The organism is Deltaproteobacteria bacterium (assembly GCA_018668695.1).
Lineage (GTDB): Bacteria > Myxococcota > XYA12-FULL-58-9 > XYA12-FULL-58-9 > JABJBS01 > JABJBS01.
Genome location: JABJBS010000283.1, coordinates 1 through 18,432 on the forward strand (window position 1 = coordinate 1; position 18,432 = coordinate 18,432).

Genomic DNA, 18,432 nt, shown 5'->3' on the forward strand with positions numbered 1-18,432 from the left:
TCCGCTGAACACAGGGAAGTCATGCAAGCGCTGCGTCGACTCCGTATAGGAATCCATAAAGTGTCGCTGAAACGGTTTTCGAAAATCCACGCCGCGGTAGTCTGACGCGCTACCCGCATTGAGGAGGTCCACCTCAAATAGCTTGGGATTCTCTTCCACCCACATCGCTACGGCACCCGCACCTTGAGTGGGTTCACCAGAGCTTCCACGAGCATACTCAGCCGTGTCTGCACTCACCACAATGGCTTGGCGACCTCGACCGTCTAGAGCTGTCCAGCGAAGGGCTGCTTTCAAAGCGTAAATACCGCCGAGACATGCCTGCTTGAATTCTGGTACTTCACATTGGCGAGCAAGCTCAGGTTTACCGAGCTCACGAAGCGCTTGGTTCACCATGCCCTTGATGATGGGGGTTCCAATGGCGTTATCGGTGCTCGACTCCGTTCCAAAGCCGAGAAAGCCAATTTGGGCGGGGTCTATGTCGTTATCGAGAATCAGTCGGAGCACAGCGGTAGCCGCCATGGTGTAAATACTCTCGGACGTCTCCGGCATGCGGAAGCTCTTGCCAACCACGGCCTTCGTCTTTGGCCAACTTGCACCGGTCCACTCACACCAAGATTCCAAATTGACCCGTAGCGGCGGCACATAAACACCGATTCCGCTTACACCAATATTCAATCCATAACGCTTGCTCACACGAACCTCCAGGTTAACACCCCGCGTCACAAGCTAGGGACGATAATTCTAAAAGTCGAGGTCTCGCTGAACTTTAATGGTCATTAATTCGTAAATAATAATTATTCATGGGCTAAATTTGGCTAAGATTACTTAGTTTTCCAGCGCGCCCTGGCAGATCCACATGTAAATCAATGCCAAGTCGTCATCGCTTACGCAATCGACCCCATCGCTGCATCCCTGAGGCATCTGGTCACCGCAATCATGCGTACCGGCCACCTTGCGGTAGAAAAAGCTATCCGCGGGGTTACCGGGTGAGACTCGCTCCGAGTAGCTCGTACCGGCACAAACCGAATTATCTTGAGAGCCGCCACCCATCAATTCGTCATAACCACTGCCAATACTTAAATTGATATAGCCGCTCCAAGAAGCATCGCTGCTATGACAACCCGTGCAGGAATAAGGCGCATTCGTTAACACTGGCTCGATATGTGTCTCGTAATCATAAGCCGCCGCCGCAACCGTTGGCGCCGGATCAAAAACATCGGCACAGCCATCACCATCTTGGTCGGGGTCATCGCTGTTGCAAATTCCATCTCCGTCGATGTCGTCTGGATTATCCGCCGGGCATGGATCGGAATCATTGGCCACATAACCCGTAGGTTGACTACACGCTGCAGTGGTTGACCCAGAATCTCCTGCACCATCTCCATCTGCATCTGCGTACCATGTGGTAGGTCCAGAACCAGCACATACACCGCAAGCATCCGTATCATTGCTCGCGCAATTCGGTTCTGAATCAGAGCTGTTGCTCACATAACCTAGAGGCTCAGTGCAAGCTGCTGTGGTATCTCCGACATCGCCCAAACCATCGCTGTCGAGATCTCGGTACCAAGTGAGTAAACCAGCCCCACCGCATACACCGCAAACATCGGTGTCATTGCTCACACAGTTTGGCTCGGGATCAGAGCTGTTGCTCACGTAACCTAAGGAAGCAGTACAGGCCATGGTGGAATCAGCCGGATCGCCCAAACCGTCGCTATCAATGTCTCGGTACCAAGTGAGTAAGCCAGGCCCCGCACACACGCCGCAAACATCTTCATCATTGGTCGTGCAGTTTGGCTGAGGATCACCGTCAACCGCGGCATAACCGCCGGGCTGAGTGCAGGCAGTTAAGGTTGTGCCCGAAACGCCCAGGCCATCCCCATCGACATCTTGATACCAAGTGGGAGCCCCGCTGCCGCCACACACACCGCATTCATCGGCTTCGTCATCTTCTGAACAGGCGCCGGTACAGGTAAATTGAAAACCAGTAAGCGCAGACCCATCTAAGCTGGCCGAAAAGCCACCTAAGGCTTGATCGCTATCGCATTGATCTTGAAGAGAAGAAGTCGCACCTGGCTTGGGACCGCCCACCTCTGAGTGTGTCCCCCAGTCGGTTCCAACTGCTGCCAAGCTTTGGCACCCAAGCGCCAAGCCGGCCACGCGCTGATTGTCGTTAAACCAAACGGTGGCTGAAACAGCGACGGAGTCCAGCGCGGTACCATCGACCTCTACATCACAGCGGACCTCATTCGCAATTTGGCACTGGTTCCCAGTCGTGGCGGCATAGATTGTGGCTCCAAGACCGCTATCTCCGACCGCACGGCAAATCAAACACGCATCTTCAAGCTGGTTCCCATTGTAGCCGGCAGCAAAGCCAACCCCGAGGCTTCCCGACGGGCAAAGCTTATCACTCACCAATGTGCCGGAGTCGCTGCCCAGCCAAGGAAGCACGGGTCGCTTCTTACAATCCGAAGAGCATCCATCACCGTTTTGGGTGTTGCCATCGTCACAAGCTTCACCGAGCTCTACAACATTGTTGCCGCAGGTGGTTCTAACCAGCTCCATGTCATCGATGTACCAGCCTTCGGCGTCCTCATCCGTTGACCAAAAACAATTGCCGCAATCCCAGATCCCTTTAAGCCCGACCTGAATGCTCTGACCCGCATAGGCGCTGACGTCCAGCGTTACCAAGTCAAAACTTCCATTGGCAAAGCCTTTGGACCGGCTTCCAAACATAGATGTGTCAGGATGGTCTTGGCAGATATTGCCGTTACCTGTCACCGAAAAAATATCGACCAGCTGCTCCGAATAACCGCGTGCGGGCGACAAGATCTCTTGGTTGCCAACCGACGTGAGTGTCACCACCCCGCCATCCCCATTGGTGTTCGCAGGGATATTGTTGCTCGTCGGAAAACATGTGCTCGTATCTTCTCGGTCGAAATCGAAGAATTGACGGTAAACAAGTGTCAATTTTTGATTCGAGTTCACCGCAGGAAGAGTCACCGCACTGCGCTGAAACTGTGCTGTACCACTCTGCATCAGGTCTTCAGCCGAATTCGCAGGGTAAGACAAGCGCCAAGAGGTGCTGCCATTATAGGTACGCTCATTAGATGCTGCCCAGACCATCGGCTCATCGTTCTGAGAGCTCGTTGTGGTCCATGCAGTAGCACCCGTTTCAAAGTCCTCTGCAAAAACCGTAAATCCATTATCGCAGTCATCGGGCGTCCCGTCGTTATCGGAGTCACCTTGGAAGATAAGCGGATTGGGATCGAGCGCATCAACGCAGTTGTCGTTGTCATCGTCGTTATCAAGATTGTTGCAGGTGCCATCGTTGTCGCTGTCACCGGTGTCATCCTGGCCCACACACAAATCACAATCCTCAGAAATACCGTCGCCATCGGTATCACTGCTGGCTGTTAGCGGATTTAAATCCTCATCATCGTTGCAACCATCGTTGTCGTCATCGTCATCGACATCATTGCAAAAATCATCGTTGTCGTTGTCGCCTGAAAGGTCGTCGCCTAAGCAGTCGTCGCAATCTTCAGCAATGCCATCACCATCGGTATCACTGCTGGCAAGCTGCGAGGCAGCATCAATACTATCTGGGCAGCCATCGTTGTCGTCATCTAAATCGAGGTTGTTACAGGTGCCGTCATTATCAGTATCACCAGAAGAATCCTGACCAGCGCAAACATCCTCGTTCTCACAAATCCCATCGTTATCGCTGTCGTTGGGGTTGGCCAGTGGGCAGATATCACAATCGTTGGCATCTCCATCAGAATCGCTGTCCAGGCTAAAGACAAGCGGTGCAGAGTCATCACCATCGGCGCAGCCATCGTTATCGTCATCGCCATCTTGGTCATTGCAAGTACCGTCGGAATCGGTATCACCCGTGCTATTTTGACCTACACATGCATCGCAATCGAGACCTGATCCATCACCATCACCGTCAGCACTGAAAACAGTAGGCGCAGGGTCATTGATATCTAAACAGTTGTCGTTGTCATCGTCATCATCGTCGCTGTTGCAGGTACCATCGTTGTCGCTATCGCCGGTGGCATCGTCCCCAAAACAAATATCATCAGAGTCGCAATTACCGTCGCCATCTAGATCATCCGGGGAGTCCAGTGGGCATGCATCACACGCATTTGGTAAGCCATCGCCGTCGGTATCGAGATTATCATCACCATTGAGGCAGATATCGACAGAGTCGCACACATCATCGAGGTCGCTGTCGTTCCAGGGGTCGAAGGGACATTTATCACAGGCATCTGGGTAACCGTCGTCGTCGCTGTCTAGGAGGTCACTGCCGCTGCTGCAGGTATCGCAAAGGTCTGGCACGGTATCGCCGTCGCTATCGCCGCCAATCAAGTCATCTTGGCCAGGACATTTATCGTCGCTGTCGCAAACCGTATCACCATCGGAGTCACCGGCCGCGTCTTGTGGGCACTCATCGCATCCGTCTGGGATTCCATCGCTGTCTGCATCTTCGCTGTCAGGAAATCCGGCGCAAATGTCACTGCCATTGCATACGCCATCGCCATCGCTATCGTTCGTAAACTCGTCCGGGCACAGGTCACAGCTGTCAGGCACGCCATCGGAGTCGGTATCTATCGTGTCGTCGAATCCGGGACAGACATCTTCATCATCACACACACCATCGCTATCAGAATCGCCAGAAGTTGACTGTGGACAGCGGTCGCAGCCATCGGGGATACCGTCACCATCAACGTCGGCTCCGTCTGGAAAACCCTCACAAACATCGCATGCGTCAGCTACGCCATCCGCATCGGCATCGGCATTATCATCACCCCCGGCGCACACATCCGAGCTTTCACAGACACCATCACCGTCGCTATCGTTAGGATAGTCAAACGGGCACGGATCACACTCATCTGGATTCCCGTCTGAATCTAAATCGCTGCTGTCATCGCCTTGAGCGCAAATATCATAATCATCGCAGACACCGTCGGAATCTTCATCTCCGCATTCGGCGAAAGCCTTCGGCAGACACTCTGATGCCAAACAAACCTGATTGCTTGGGCAATCAAGATCAGAGTTGCAGGAAACAGGTTGTTGCAGAGCCTCACACCCTTGCAGCAAGAGGAAACCTAAGATCACGACGATGTGAGCCACGTAGTTCATCGATGTCCCTGCAAGGTTATAGTGTATCAGCCGAATATGGAGCGCCTTCGGAAATCCAACGCAAGACTTTCACCAGGTGAGGGAACCGAGAGCCCGTTGCATCTGCTTCAGACAGCGGAGGGAAATCATCTTCCAAATCCGCGATGGAACCATTCTCGTGGCCATCATACATACGCCTCAAGAGCGGTGAACGCATAGGCTCATCCGCACAAACAAATGGCATATCGGCGCTGTCGCTGCCTTTATCCACACAGGTTGGAATCGCGCTTTGAGCGTTGTCGCGCCCGGTGAGCCGAAGCCAAACATTGGTCTCAGTCCCAGTGAAGATTGCCTCTTGCCCTGCTCGAATGGCACTTGAGCCCTCACTGCCTGCTGCTGCTTGGTGACAACTGTTCACACAACCTAAGGTGCTTAAGACACCTCCCTGTGCCTGGCCAACATCTGCTTCAAAGTAGATTCTGCTAAAGCGTGGTGCGCCTTGCTCAATCCAGCTTCGAACTTGGTCAGCGACTGTGTCCCAGGTGTCAAATTGAACGCCGTGAAATGCTTCACTTTGGCTGGGCCGCTGGAGTAGCAACGAGCAGTCTGGCTCATCGACACAAACTCGCGGGAAGTCTGGGTCGTCTTCGTAAGTACTAAGGTATCGGTCTTCGCAACCCGAGCCACACTCTGTACCTGGTCCAACGATGTTGTTGTAGACGAAATCCACTTCGTCAGTATCTGAACAAGCGTTGCCGCCACTGGTCAGTCCGCCGTGAGCCGTACAATCGTCAAGATGCCAAATGGGTCTGAAGCATTCGCCTGTTGCGGTATTACAACGCTCGTTACTAAACGGAGCGCCGCCCTCACGGTGACAACTAAAACAACCAAAACCTCCCGTGGGTCCAAAAATGGGTAAAATCTCACTTTCGAAATCTACTGGGTCGCCGCCGGCACTCACCACTTCAGTGGTGTGTATGCGCACGATACCCGTTTGCCGAGCGCTCAAGCTTACCGTGACCGGCGCAAACACAACCCCGCGCACATAATCAGCGACGCTGATGGTTGCATCCGCGTTTCCTGAGTCGTTTACACCGCGCAATCCAAAGAGTGCGAAATAACCGCCAGGCCGTGATGTTGCAGCAGTTGTACCCCGAAGCGTGCCATTTGGAGCTACCTCAAGAAAACACGTTTCGCCCGTTCGGTTGTTGAGCTTATTGCCTTGACGGTTCATCGAAACAGCCATGCCGTAAGCAGGTACCCCACTTGCACCGTTACCATTAACGTCAATCAGTTGACCTACAACGCTAGACTTGGTGAGAAAGAGCGTATTCGCTGCAGCATCACCGGCAACATCAATCACTCCGCATTCCTCGGCAACCGTCGCCAGCCACCCAAAGCTCGCGTAAAAGGGGTCAAAGGGTTTGTCTTGAAACGGGCCAACACCTTCTGGAGCGGGCTGCGGGTTTGCATAACCGGCAATCGTTGCAATGGCATCGTTAGAAGTCGCACTTGATGATGGGCTCAATTTAACCTGCAAGTCGCCGGTGTCGACAACATAGCCAAAGACTTCATACTCACCTTCAGACCCACTTGTCTCAGGAGACTGAAAATCGTAGCTACCGCCGCTCTCGTCTGTGCCAGTCACACGAACCGTGACACCAGACTGAAACACGTCTACGCAATCATTGTCGTTTGCGGTGGTGCATCCTGCGCCGCAACATCCATCGTTGCTTATGCATTCACTGACCGCGCTGCCAAAGCAACTGGCGCCGGTTTCAAAACGGCGAACATGGCCTATGAAGGCGCGAGACTCAGGGCAGTCCGTATCGGTCACGCTGTTGCAACCAGGGGCGCAACAACCATCATTGTTAAGACATTGCGTAATAGCTTCTGCGCTGCACTGAACATCGCAAGTTGCCGCACTACCTGCCATTACATCCGTGGTACAAACGTTACCGTCATTACAGACGTCCACACAATCACCATCACACGTTTCATTATCGGTCGTCGCGCCGTCGCCGCAGTAAGGACCGTTGCCATCACATGTACTGTTGCAGTGAGTCGCTACCGCCCAATCGTCGCTGTTATCAGAACCATTGTCGCAAACTTCAACATCTGCTTGAACAAGACCATCGCCACATACAGCTTGCTGACAAGTCGCAGTACAAACACCGTCGTCTTTGTTCAGTCCGCTTCCAAGGTCGCACTCTTCTTCGCTTTGCTTGATAAAGCCATCACCACATGTTGCATCAACGCATGTGTTTAAGCAGCTATCGGTATTATCAACATTTGCATCGTCACATTCTTCACCGGCATCAAGAAGACCGTTGCCGCATGTTTCGGTTGCGGCTTCAGGATTCACACAAATCCCCGACCGGCAGCGGTCGCCATCTTCACAATCAGAATCACCATTGCAAATCTTTTCACAAGTTCCGTTGAAACAGATAGAGCCTTCAGAGCATCCATAGAGTTCGGAGCAATCACCACCCGCGGAGTTACACCCACTTAGAATACTGAGAGCCAAAATAGAAAAAAAGCCAACGCAAAGGCGTTGGTATCGTTGATATCGAATCATTAGTCTCATCTCGATTTCATGTGACTCGGACAATACACCGCCCACCCCTCGTGAGCGGCATCAAACAACAAGAGCCCGGTCGCCTCCTATAAGGTTTCCGTCAGGGGAGTCTAGCAGTTCAACTGCAGATTGCCCGTAAAGTTAGCTTACACTGCACGAGACTCCGACCAAAAGACCAAATTGTCGTTAAAGACGTTAAATCCATGATAAAATTGACCATATCTGCGACTGAGCACGCACAAAGCTAGCCAATATCAGTACGCCGCGTATAAGGTTTAGAGGGCTTACATTCGCCAGCAGGCGTTTCGAGGAGAATTTCGTGAGAAGGCTTTGTTTTTTGACAGCACTAACCGTTTTGTGGGGCTGCGGCGGTGGTTCAGCTCTGGATGATATCGAAATTAAACTTGTTCGCCCCAGCAGCGATACGGTGACCAATGGAATTTTACCTATTCAAGTTGCGGTGACCGGTGGTGAAGCAGACCGAGTCGAGGTCCTCATTGACGGCGCGAGCTTAGCCGACCTCAATACGCTCTATCAGGTCAATTGGGACAGCAGCTCAGTGGCAGAAGGTGTCTACGCGATTGGAGCACGTGGGTTTTTTGGCGACCAACAACTCGAAAGCGAAACTGTCCTGGTTCAAGTTGACCGGACCAAACCAGAAATCAGCACCGTAAGCCCCGAGCCCGGATCTGACATTGAGATCAATGATCCGGTTGAACTCACGTTCTCCGAAAGCATTGATCCAGCAAGCCTCACACCAACCTCTTTCCAGATGTCCGGCGTGAACACTGGAACCATCAACCTATTGGTTCAACTCTCTCCGGGTCGTGGAAGCATCACGCTTATTCCCGACACCCCGATTCTTATCCCCGACACCATTACGCTGACTCTGAATGAAGGGCTTGCGGATCCCGCAGGAAATACAATCGCAACAAATTCATGGGAGTGGAGCATTCCTACCTGGCGCCAAACAGGTTCTCACATAAGCGTGAGCGCAGACGCCTCGGTCTCTAACGCACGACTCTCACGGCTTGCGGACGGGACGCTGCTCACGTCATTCATCTCATCAACCGGGCCAAACTCAAGCAACTTTCATGTGCAATCTCAGGTCGACGGTGCTTGGACCGACCTGACTGAGTCAATTGAGATCACATCCATTGAGTCTGATCGGGTCACGTTCTTCGGTCAACAGTCCGACGATATGGTGGCGACATGGCGCTCAAGCACAGGCGTAGAAGTGAGACGCTGGAATGGCGCGCAGTGGTTGGAGCTTAACCCAGCTGGTGTCTTCCAAGGAGTCAGCGTAGACCCGGCCGCGACCATTACGTCAGAAGGCGTTCTCTACGTCGTAGCCGATGCTGGTACCGATTGTACTGCAATCCGCGTGGCCGTTCATGACGGTTCTAGCTGGTCCATTCTGGGCGACGGACCCCACCCTTCTATCGATTGCCCCAACGGGTCTCCCGCGGTTGCAATGATTGCTGACAAACTCACCATCCTCGGCCACTCGGGAGAGACAGTCTGGATCAGTCAGTGGGATGGCAGCTCGTTTACAGCCCCCGACGAGGCCATCGTTGCCTCACACGTAACCCGCCTCGATGACGCCTTACTGATGGCAAACTCTTTGGGTGGCGCCGCTTTGTTTGTTCAAGATGGAAAGCTTACTGCTCGCATTTTAATCGGCGGTGCTTGGTCTAAACCGGGCAAAGGTCAACTCAACATGCGCCTAGACCTTGGAGAAGCGAAAATCTTAGACGGTACCCTCAGTGACACTGGCACCCTTGCGGTTCTTTTTAGCGACTATACGCCGCGTACCTATGGTGCAGCCACACAACGTACCTACCTCGCCCATTGGGAAAACTCCTGGAGCCACACAAGCTTGAGTCGCCTAACGGGTGATGCTCTCGGGCTTGAATACAACGACGCTCACCCGACGGTTATTGCCATCGCAGGCCCGGCTCTGACAGTTTATGAGAAACAAGAGAGTGTTCCCGAACAAGCCATCATTCGACCTGCCACGGCAAATCTATGTGGATCCTTTTTAGGAGATGTGGACGACCCAACTTCCGGCTTTCCACAAACACTAACCGACACAGGCTGCTACGAGGATCTGGTAAATCGGGTCGTCGTCGAACACGCCGTCCCCTATGACGTCAATGCTAACTTATTCAGCGACACGGCCCTGAAGCGAAGGCTCATTATCATCCCTGAAAACGAGTCGGCCACATACACAGATCTCGACGGCTGGAACTTCCCAGTAGGCACGATTATTATTAAAGAATTCACCATCCACAGCATTGTAAACGACCCAACATCGCCAGTTATACCCGTGGAAACGCGGTTTATGGTTCGCAATCAAAGCGCAGAATGGACCGTCGCGAGTTATAAATGGAACCCAGAGGGCACAGAAGGCTTTCTAAGAGACGATATTGCTGAGACCGAGCAATGGACCGTCTACGACGCGCAAGCCGCTCAGGAAACCTCACACCTGCATATCTACCCAAGTCGTAGCCAATGCTATCAATGCCATGGCACCAACCCTGACGACTCGACCCTGGGTCTCGAAACCGCACAGCTCAACCGCGCTTTTGATTACAAAGGTGTAGTTCGAAACCAGCTCGAAGCATGGATGGAAGCGGGCATGCTCGCCGAGTCTCCCGAAACACAGGCATCCAGGCTACCCTGGAATCCTTCAGCCACCGATACGACCGAATCTCTGGATTCTCGTTTCAGAGCATACCTCCACGTTAACTGTGCTCACTGCCACTACGAGCACCCAAGCACTTGCGGCGACATGCGTTACGGTACGCCAATCGAGGACAGCGGCATCTGTGATCAGGTTGACCCCAACGTTCTTACGGACTCGATGTTGTATCAGCGGATGATTCTAAGAGCCCCGATGCCGATGCCTCAGCTCGGTACCAGCTATGCAGACCCACTCGCCATTGAACTTGTGAATGAATGGTTAGAAACTCAAACAGATTGCACTGAGTAAATCTTTAAGGAACCTTAAAGACCACAAGTCTCAGCATCGGTTACGTCGAGATCAGCGTAAGTCCCCAAGCAAACCTCATGCAGATTCGGACAGTCATCGTTATCTATATCAAGTGGCGTTGAGCTATTTTGGCGCTCGAGAATAAGACTTTTAGACCAAGCCTTCGCGCGTTCTAGCGGGTCATCACCGACCACGTTAACGCCTTCGAGTGGAAGCTCCGTGACACCGTCGGTGGTGTTAATCAGTTCAGCAGTGACGCCATTATCGATTAATTGATGCTCCACATTGGTGGCACCCGGCGCTACTGCTCCACTCGACAAGTCTACATAACTCACCATGTATCCGATATCCGCTGCCGGAGCATTCGTCGTTGAATTAGCCGGCATATGGTAAGCCAGGAGCAAGTAACGCTCACTGCCTTTTGCAATACCTGAGCAAATGCCCTCAGCCGTATAGGTTGACCCAACGACCAGCTCACAAGGTTTATCTAAGTGCCCGCTAACGAAGAGCGTTGCCTTCAGGCCCTCTAGGTTCGGCCAATTACACGAAGTGATTGCCTCGTGAAATGGGAACTCAAACGATACCGATGAAACTTCTTGCTCTGCGGCACAGCCTGAGAGCATCACGGTCAAAAGTGCGATTTGAATCTTGCGCATACCTGTTTGCTCCTAGCGTCAGTTAACACCGGTTGGATTGGGTGCCGACGTAATTACCAGATTAATCGTGGCCCCTGTTTCGACAGCCTCGCCGCCACCAGCTGTAAGAAAATAAGTGGCCAACCCGCCACCAGCTACCAAAGCTGTGGTAGCCGCCCAAAACCAGGGTGAGCAATAAAATGGTGCATTCGCCATTTCACAGGAGCCTGTGCCTTGGTCCACCACCGGCGTGGTCAGTGCTTTTTGAGCATCCGACATAGGAGGCTGCACTGTAGGAACAGAAGCAGGAGCTGTATCGTGTTCGACCTTGGGCGCATCGGGAAGCTGCGAGCCGTCACCCGTATAGAAATTGACCGGTGATGAATCTGGAACTTGCTGACAAGTGGAAGCCTCAGCGGACCGATTCAATAGAACTGGTGCATCGGTGGAGCCATATCGAGCGGGCCCGTTTCCGTTCTCATCAAAGGCTTCAATGAAATACTCAATGCTGCCTTTTTTGAGGAATCGTGCGGGAATGACCGCTACGAAATTGTTGTTATCGCCTTGTCTTTTGAAGGGACGGTTTTGCCACTTACCCTTACCTTTGCGAAACACCACTTTAGGGTCGAAAATCGGCGATTCATCATAAAAGCGAGCCACTACTTCATAGGCAACGCCTTTTTGAAAAGTCTCACAAGGTTCGTGAACAATTTGCGGTGGAGCCTCATCAGCGAGCGCCACTCCACTACTCAGAATCAACAACATTCCAAGAGCCGTTTGAATGATAGAAGTTCTATTCACAGTATTTTAAACTCGTCTTTCCAATGTCAATCACATCGCCGTCTCTAAGCTCGTGACGCTCTATCTGCTTCCCGTTTACCCGAGTACCGGTTTTACTGCGTAAATCCATCACCACGCAAAGGTTGCTCTCTCTCACAATTTTCGCATGAACCCGAGAAACCGCAACCTCGTCTATTATCAAATCCACTGAATTCAGCCGCCCGATTAAAACTTCATCGACAATGAGAGGAAAAACAACGTCCTCAGCCTGTGCAGAATTGATCACCAGTCGGTTAGCCATAACTTCTTCCACTGCCTTAGGGCACCCTAAATAAACTCGTTAAGGAGAAATAAATCGCAGAGTAATGCGCTGGTGCAAACCCTTTTTAGGGTTTAGTAGCTCAAAAACTGCTCGCTTGGTGGGTTCTTGGTAGTCCAGTGGCGTCCGCCCCAAGCCAATACCCTGTGCTCCGCGTACAATCGCCCACGGCTCTGAATTCACCGAATAAGAAATCTCACCATCGTTGACTCGGTAGCGCATCGTCACCTTAAATGGATTCGATTGAGGGTCATCACCACTGCCGAAGGTAAGCGTTCCCTTCATATTCTTCAATTTGAATGTTTGGCCGACTTTCCGACCATTAAGCTGGATAGGTACGGGCGGTATCGTGGAAATCTGTAGATTCCCAAAGCCTGGCATAGCCTTAAGCTTAGGCTTTGGTCGAGGTTTTGGAGTGCGGTCAGCCTTCACTTGCGGTTCTCTCGCAGCGACAACAGGCTTTTTATTCTCTGCTACAGGTGCGGCTTTAGCTTGAGCGACAGGTTTTGGCGTCTCAACTCTTGCAGGCTTAGCGACGGGCTCAGGCGTGGGTGTAACCGCTTCCGCAGGAGGTTCTACCACAGGCGCGATGGTCAATTTGGGCAACGGAGCCTCTTGCTGACTGGAATTCATAACCATCCAAGCAAGAGCGGCAAGAACAATTAGAAGACAAAAACCAATCAGCATATTTCCCGGCTTGGAAGATTGCGACAACTGATGTTCGTACTCAGTGGCGTCCCCTGCTCGACCGGCTTTATTGCCGCCCGAGTTCTCCATAATTGTTTTCTCTGCTTCCGAGCGGAACATCGGTTCGGTTAAAATACCGGTATCCTCAAGCCCCACCACATCACTGGCAGCGGCAACTTTCTTTAAAAGCAAATGAGCATCGCTTTCGGCAACGGTTGCTTCGAGGCCAAGACCGCGATTGTTCTCTTCTTCTTGGCGCATACGCTCAAGCTCGCGAGTTGTCGCAGAATCGGTCTCGAGAATCATACGCTTCTCTTCGATAATCTGGTCACGGAAAACTTCGTTCATATAGTCTTGAAGACTTATCGGATGACGCTCAAGTATGCCGTCGTCCAAGAGTGCTCTCAACGCATCACCAAACTCACGGCATGAGGAAAAACGGTCGTCCGGATTTTTCGCCAAAGCACGGTCGACGATATCTTGGAAGACTTCATACTCTTCCTTGAATTCAGCTAAAGGTGGTGGATCTTGCCGCTGAATGGCATCTAGAGACAATACAGCGTTACCCTTCGCGAATGGATTTCGATATGTGAGAGCTTCGTAGAGACAGATTCCTATTGAGAAAATATCACTTCGTGCATCTAGCTCAAGCGCTGCACTTTGTTCCGGCGACATGTAAACAAACTTACCTTTGATGGTGCCTGTTTCAGTCTTGTGAGTGGCCATCTCGCTCTTGGCAATTCCAAAATCGATAACCTTCGATTCACCCGAATAGGATATTAAAAAATTGTATGGGTTGATATCGCGATGGACGATGCCCAGCGAATCTCCAACCATATCCTTTGCTTCATGCGCATAGCCTAAAGCATCGCAAAGCCGGCTTATGGTTTCGACCACAAGAGGCGCCGGAATCAAGGATTCGATAGCTCTTGCGTGATCAATAACTTCTTTGAGACTTTTACCGTGAACGTATTCCATGGCGATGTAATAGACATCGTCTATTTGTCCCATGTCGTAGATTTGAACAATGCTAGAGTGATTCAGCTGCGCAGCAACGCGCGCCTCTGCAAAGAACATATCGACATAACGTTGGTTCTCGGTGTGGTGAGACAGCATGCGCTTGATGACAAGCATCTTCTCAAAGCCTTCAGGTCCGGTCAGCTTGGCGAGATAAATCTCACCCATCCCGCCGATGGCCAATCGCTTAAGAAGGATATATTTTCCGAAGGTGGAACCTTCTGCCTGAGCCATGGTGCTCATCTCCGATAAAGGTCCGGGAACCCATTGAAATTCCAGTGACTTTTATGAATCCTAGGGCAGCGGGTCAATAGAAACCCATCGCTTTAGGCTTTGCGACAGATTTATTTATCTTGTTCTGGTAGCCAACCCGCCAGGGCATCACGGACCAGGTCACTCATGGTGTAGGGCTCTTTAGCGCGCCGACGAAATCGTGAAAGGTCTTGTAATTGTTCAAACATTTCTGGTGGAACCGTAACCGACATTTTTATGAAATCAGATTTCGGAAATCGCTTTTCCTCATTCTGAATTGCTGGTTTAGCCTCCACAACTTGTGGTTTGATCACTGCCGGAGCAGCTTTGGGTTTAGGTGGTGCCACCGCCTCCAATACTGGAGCTGGAGTGACCACATCAACTTCGTCTTGCTTTAAAAGCTCAGCCAGCGAGCGCCGCTTGTTCGCCATGATTGCCTCCCAATATCTGTGTTACTTCGATTGCTAGATTTTGCATTTCCATGTGTGCAGGACTGCTCGGGGCATAAGTGCAAATGCCCTCCCCTGTTGTAGCCGCATCTGAATAGGCGACGCGTAAACCCAGGGTTGTCTCTGAAACTTGTCCCCACTGGGATAAGACAGAGCGAAGTTCGCGTCCTGCTGCAGTGCTTGAGCGAACCTTTGATGGAACAATAAGAAATTGCTTAGCCCCATCTAGGCCCAATGCTTCTTCACAAACATCAATGGCCGCCTTCGCTGCTTCAATATCGAGAGCGCTGGCGCCAACTGGGACCAACATCAAATGAGCGTAAAGTGCTGCACGCAACGAAACAGATTCGATAGCTGGTGGCAGATCGACTAAGACTAAATCCGCATCAATGGCCTGAAGTTCCTTACGCAGGTACTTGCCCTCGCCATCGGCGGCAACAGTATAAGCGTCGATGTCACAAGCACCGGCAAGCTTTCCGCGCTTTACCCACTTACTAGCAGACTGTTGTGGATCTGCATCTGCAATGGCCACACGCATCTCTGGGTTCTGTAGTCGGAGTTGATGTGCCAAATGCACGGTGAGTGTTGTTTTACCCACCCCACCCTTTTGCTGAATTACTGATATGATCCGTTTCACACTCACACCTCTTAGTCCTTGGATGGTCGCTCGTCGCATCCTGCAGTTTTCTGAAATTCGAATTCTGCTTTCCGATGTCGGATAAGAGAAGTCTTAAATCAGATTTCGGAAAACACCAAAAAATATGCGAAATAATATTCACGATTTCCGAAATACTATTTAAGACAACTTCCTGGTGATTCTCTTAATTGAGTAGAACCATGAGCCCCCGACAGCTTTGCCCCTCTTGTCCGGCGCCGAATAAACTATTTCGCAACTTACCCGAAAAACCTCTCGGTCGGCGTACGAAAACCATGACACTTACCTAGATGACGATCAGGATTTCTTAGTTCTGATTTCGGAAATAAGTAATAAGAAATCACATACCGGATAACATGAATCCGATTTCCGAAATAAGATATCGACAATAGGAAATAGGATATCTCTTATCCGAGAACCGTATTCATTAATCTGAATTACTATATCCGATTATCTAATTCTTATTTCGGAAAACAGAAATAGCAATTAGCAGCCAGGCGCCATCAACAACGCCCGGGCCACATCCCACCATTTCCGAAATCCGAATTCCCACAAAAGGCCGTACCAAGAAGGCCTTACCTTCTCATCAGCTACGCCCGTCGACACGTGGTGGGGAAGGTCGCGCAACGGCAGGGCCTATCAGAACGGGCTCTACATTCTTTTCGGATTTCCGAAAAAATCAGTCCGACAAAACAAGGAGACATGAAAGCTTCCAAAATCGCGAGAGCTGGTCATTGAAATGCGGGCGCGAAGTCAGCCAATGAACCGCGGCCTACCGGCTAAAAACATATTTCCGAAAAACGATAACCTATTTCCGAAATGCGATATCTGAAAATGAAGAAAGGGGAGACGGAAAGGGTAGGGCGGTTACTCAGCTTTCCACTGGCGATAAAAATTCTCTTCGTCTAAAGCCCCCGCTGAAGCCATCAATTTCTCTTCAACTCGAGTTTGAATAATCGCCTTCATCGCACTTTTCGGCGCCTTGAATTGCGCCTTAAGAATTTCTTCTTCAACTTCCTTCGCAGCGTCGGCTTCGAGCTTCTCGAGTTTTTTGGCCTTCATGCCTTCTCTTACCTTTGTAACCTGCTCAAAACGGTAAGCTTCCCAAGCCTCTTCCACGTTTGCGGCGCCACTTTGGCCGGCTTCCCCGTTCTTCTTGAGCTTCTTTTCTTGCTCTCGTTCCCAATCGGCAAGCGCCTTGGCTTCGTAAAATGAAAGAGCTTTAAATCTAAACAGTGTCTGTTCGCCTTGTCGGCTCTTCTTGTGGAGTTTTACGCACCTCTTAACAAGCCAAATGGCCAACTCCTTCTCGTAATCCTTAAGCCATCGAGAAGCCTCCTCACGGTCGCTCTCAGGTATCTTACGGGGCTTGGAGTTCTTAGGCAGGTCATGAGCTTGGCGCTGAAACTCGCGAACGATTTCAGCCGTCTCATCAATGGACACCGCTTCGTTTGCGTTCCCGTTCAGCTTTTCAAAAACCAAACGGTAATCAGATTGGTCTTGTTGAACTGTCATTCTCACACCAAAACCGATATCGTTAAGTTTATTCAACGATTCTCTCAACTTACCGACGATATAGCTTGAGGCCGTACGCCCCCCACGATCGATTTTTTGTCCTCGCATCAGGAGTTTATACCTCGCGAAGTTTTGGCAAGATTCTACATTTTGAACCCGCTTAGTCGCCAGTTGTCTGTCCAACCAACGGTAAAATCTGAGGTCTAGCGGCCTTTGAATTTTCAAAAGAGTTCGAACATCTAAGGCCTTGGTATATTTAGCCCTTACGCTGTTAAAGAGCTGATCACCCCAGCGAAGCTCAACCACCCGCGCACTGTTACGGCCGCCTTCGTGAATCACTTGCAGGTAATCAATGATTGCCGCATTCATCTGAGTCGTCCGTTGCAACTTTTTGTCATACCAGCGCTTGGAATGGATTCTTGTGTCAGCCACTCGGTTAATCTCTTCTTCAACCCGTTTCATGAAGGCACCACTGGCGCGGTTTTTACTGAAACGGCCTGGGTACATGTATTGTTCAACCAAAATACGAAGTGGAAACCTGACCACGTGGGTCTTAAATCCATTCTGTTGCTGGGTAAGCCACAACAAACCAAGTACGACCCGTTCGGCTAAAGCGGTCGGCAACGAACTCCGAGCATTTGAGACCAAGGCTTCAGAACCATCGGGTGTGAGTGGAACTTCGATAACTGGCTTGGAACGGGCTTCTTTTGCGTCCGTCAGTAATGAAAACGGAATTTCAACCAGGTTCATCTCATCAAAAGCCACGCCTTCAACATTCTGGATCAACTCAAAGTCTTCTTCAGTAGTTTTCTGCTTAGCTGCTGCCATGGTGTTCCTTTCGGTAGAAATTCTCTCTCTTGCCTGAGCCCGTGAGGGCGGTGAGTTTAGGAATATTTAGATCATTTAAGAACATTTAGACTCCCAAAAGTCTTATGATTTCGTGAGCTTAGGTATGCTTCAGGTACCTGGTTGCCCTCAGTGAATGACCTTAAGTACCTCAATGGTTACTCCAGTGTGACTCAGTCAGTGACCTAGTCTTACTCAGATAGTCATACGTTGCCTGAGAAGACCTTTGCCTAAAACACGTGTAATTACAGTGCCTTAGTTGAAAGGGTACCTGGTTGCCCTCAAGGATTGACCTCATTTGACTCACGGTAGACACAACCATACCTCGTGTTTTTCGGCCTTCGTAAAAAGGCGTCAAAGCGTTTAGCGACGAAAAATCGCGTTTTCATAGACTTCCGCGCTAGAATAGTCGTGATTTGGACTCAATTACGCAAAATTGACCCAGAACTACTCAATGAGCGGCTGTCGCCGAATATATTGGAATGAGAATAGAGATTTCGGAATTCACGCAGTTGAAACCTCTGGAGACTCACCCCCCTCTGCCTTATTTGTCCCATATGTTTCTCAGCTCAGACAAGATCCA

General features: G+C 50.9%; 11 protein-coding genes. 1 reads left to right on the top strand and 10 read right to left on the bottom strand.

Annotation, left to right across the window (positions count from 1 at the left end; genetic code table 11):
* The 3 genes from HOK28_15080 to HOK28_15090 all read right to left on the bottom strand — a co-directional run.
* Positions 1 to 675: hydroxymethylglutaryl-CoA synthase family protein (locus tag HOK28_15080; GenBank protein MBT6434420.1), on the bottom strand; the 675-nt coding region annotated here is incomplete at its 3' end.
* Between the two features lie 150 nt (positions 676 to 825).
* Entirely contained in the window at positions 826 to 5,142 is a 4,317-nt protein-coding gene (locus HOK28_15085; protein MBT6434421.1) for a hypothetical protein, read from the bottom strand.
* Positions 5,143 to 5,158: 16 nt separating this feature from the next.
* Complete coding sequence (locus HOK28_15090) at positions 5,159 to 7,699, bottom strand: hypothetical protein (GenBank protein ID MBT6434422.1); 2,541 nt, start codon at positions 7,697 to 7,699, stop codon at positions 5,159 to 5,161.
* A gap of 337 nt (positions 7,700 to 8,036) precedes the next feature.
* Here HOK28_15090 and HOK28_15095 point away from each other — a divergent pair, with 337 nt between their 5' ends.
* Positions 8,037 to 10,694 carry a hypothetical protein gene (locus HOK28_15095; protein ID MBT6434423.1) on the top strand — a complete coding sequence of 886 codons (2,658 nt, stop codon included), beginning with the start codon at positions 8,037 to 8,039 and terminating at the stop codon, positions 10,692 to 10,694.
* Positions 10,695 to 10,708: 14 nt separating this feature from the next.
* Here HOK28_15095 and HOK28_15100 read toward each other — a convergent pair whose 3' ends face one another.
* From HOK28_15100 to HOK28_15130, 7 genes are all read right to left on the bottom strand, one after another.
* Entirely contained in the window at positions 10,709 to 11,350 is a 642-nt protein-coding gene (locus tag HOK28_15100; GenBank protein ID MBT6434424.1) for a hypothetical protein, read from the bottom strand.
* Between the two features lie 18 nt (positions 11,351 to 11,368).
* Positions 11,369 to 12,130 (bottom strand): hypothetical protein, encoded by a 762-nt coding sequence (locus HOK28_15105; GenBank protein ID MBT6434425.1) that lies wholly within the window; start codon positions 12,128 to 12,130, stop codon positions 11,369 to 11,371.
* Complete coding sequence (locus tag HOK28_15110; GenBank protein ID MBT6434426.1) at positions 12,123 to 12,410, bottom strand: FHA domain-containing protein; 288 nt, start codon at positions 12,408 to 12,410, stop codon at positions 12,123 to 12,125. The genes HOK28_15105 and HOK28_15110 overlap by 8 nt, the downstream gene beginning before the upstream one ends.
* 39 nt (positions 12,411 to 12,449) lie before the next feature.
* Positions 12,450 to 14,366, bottom strand: coding sequence for a protein kinase (locus tag HOK28_15115; protein MBT6434427.1), 1,917 nt, complete (start codon positions 14,364 to 14,366; stop codon positions 12,450 to 12,452).
* A 110-nt stretch (positions 14,367 to 14,476) separates the two neighbouring features.
* Positions 14,477 to 14,815, bottom strand: a complete 339-nt coding sequence (locus HOK28_15120) for a hypothetical protein (protein ID MBT6434428.1) — start codon at positions 14,813 to 14,815, stop codon at positions 14,477 to 14,479.
* Positions 14,787 to 15,470 (bottom strand): ParA family protein, encoded by a 684-nt coding sequence (locus HOK28_15125; GenBank protein MBT6434429.1) that lies wholly within the window; start codon positions 15,468 to 15,470, stop codon positions 14,787 to 14,789. Before HOK28_15125 ends, HOK28_15120 begins: the two co-directional genes overlap by 29 nt.
* 885 nt (positions 15,471 to 16,355) lie before the next feature.
* Positions 16,356 to 17,831, bottom strand: coding sequence for a hypothetical protein (locus tag HOK28_15130; GenBank protein MBT6434430.1), 1,476 nt, complete (start codon positions 17,829 to 17,831; stop codon positions 16,356 to 16,358).
* Positions 17,832 to 18,432: the final 601 nt, after the last annotated feature.

What these genes read in the sequence shown, in the direction of transcription:
- HOK28_15100 (MBT6434424.1), bottom strand. Translation starts at nt 11,350, where the DNA reads ATGCGCAAGATTCAAATCGCACTTTTGACCGTGATGCTCTCAGGCTGT.
- HOK28_15120 (MBT6434428.1), bottom strand. Translation starts at nt 14,815, where the DNA reads ATGGCGAACAAGCGGCGCTCGCTGGCTGAGCTTTTAAAGCAAGACGAA.
- HOK28_15090 (MBT6434422.1), bottom strand. Translation starts at nt 7,699, where the DNA reads ATGATTCGATATCAACGATACCAACGCCTTTGCGTTGGCTTTTTTTCT.
- HOK28_15110 (MBT6434426.1), bottom strand. Translation starts at nt 12,410, where the DNA reads ATGGCTAACCGACTGGTGATCAATTCTGCACAGGCTGAGGACGTTGTT.
- HOK28_15115 (MBT6434427.1), bottom strand. Translation starts at nt 14,366, where the DNA reads ATGGCTCAGGCAGAAGGTTCCACCTTCGGAAAATATATCCTTCTTAAG.
- HOK28_15130 (MBT6434430.1), bottom strand. Translation starts at nt 17,831, where the DNA reads ATGGCAGCAGCTAAGCAGAAAACTACTGAAGAAGACTTTGAGTTGATC.
- HOK28_15085 (MBT6434421.1), bottom strand. Translation starts at nt 5,142, where the DNA reads ATGAACTACGTGGCTCACATCGTCGTGATCTTAGGTTTCCTCTTGCTG.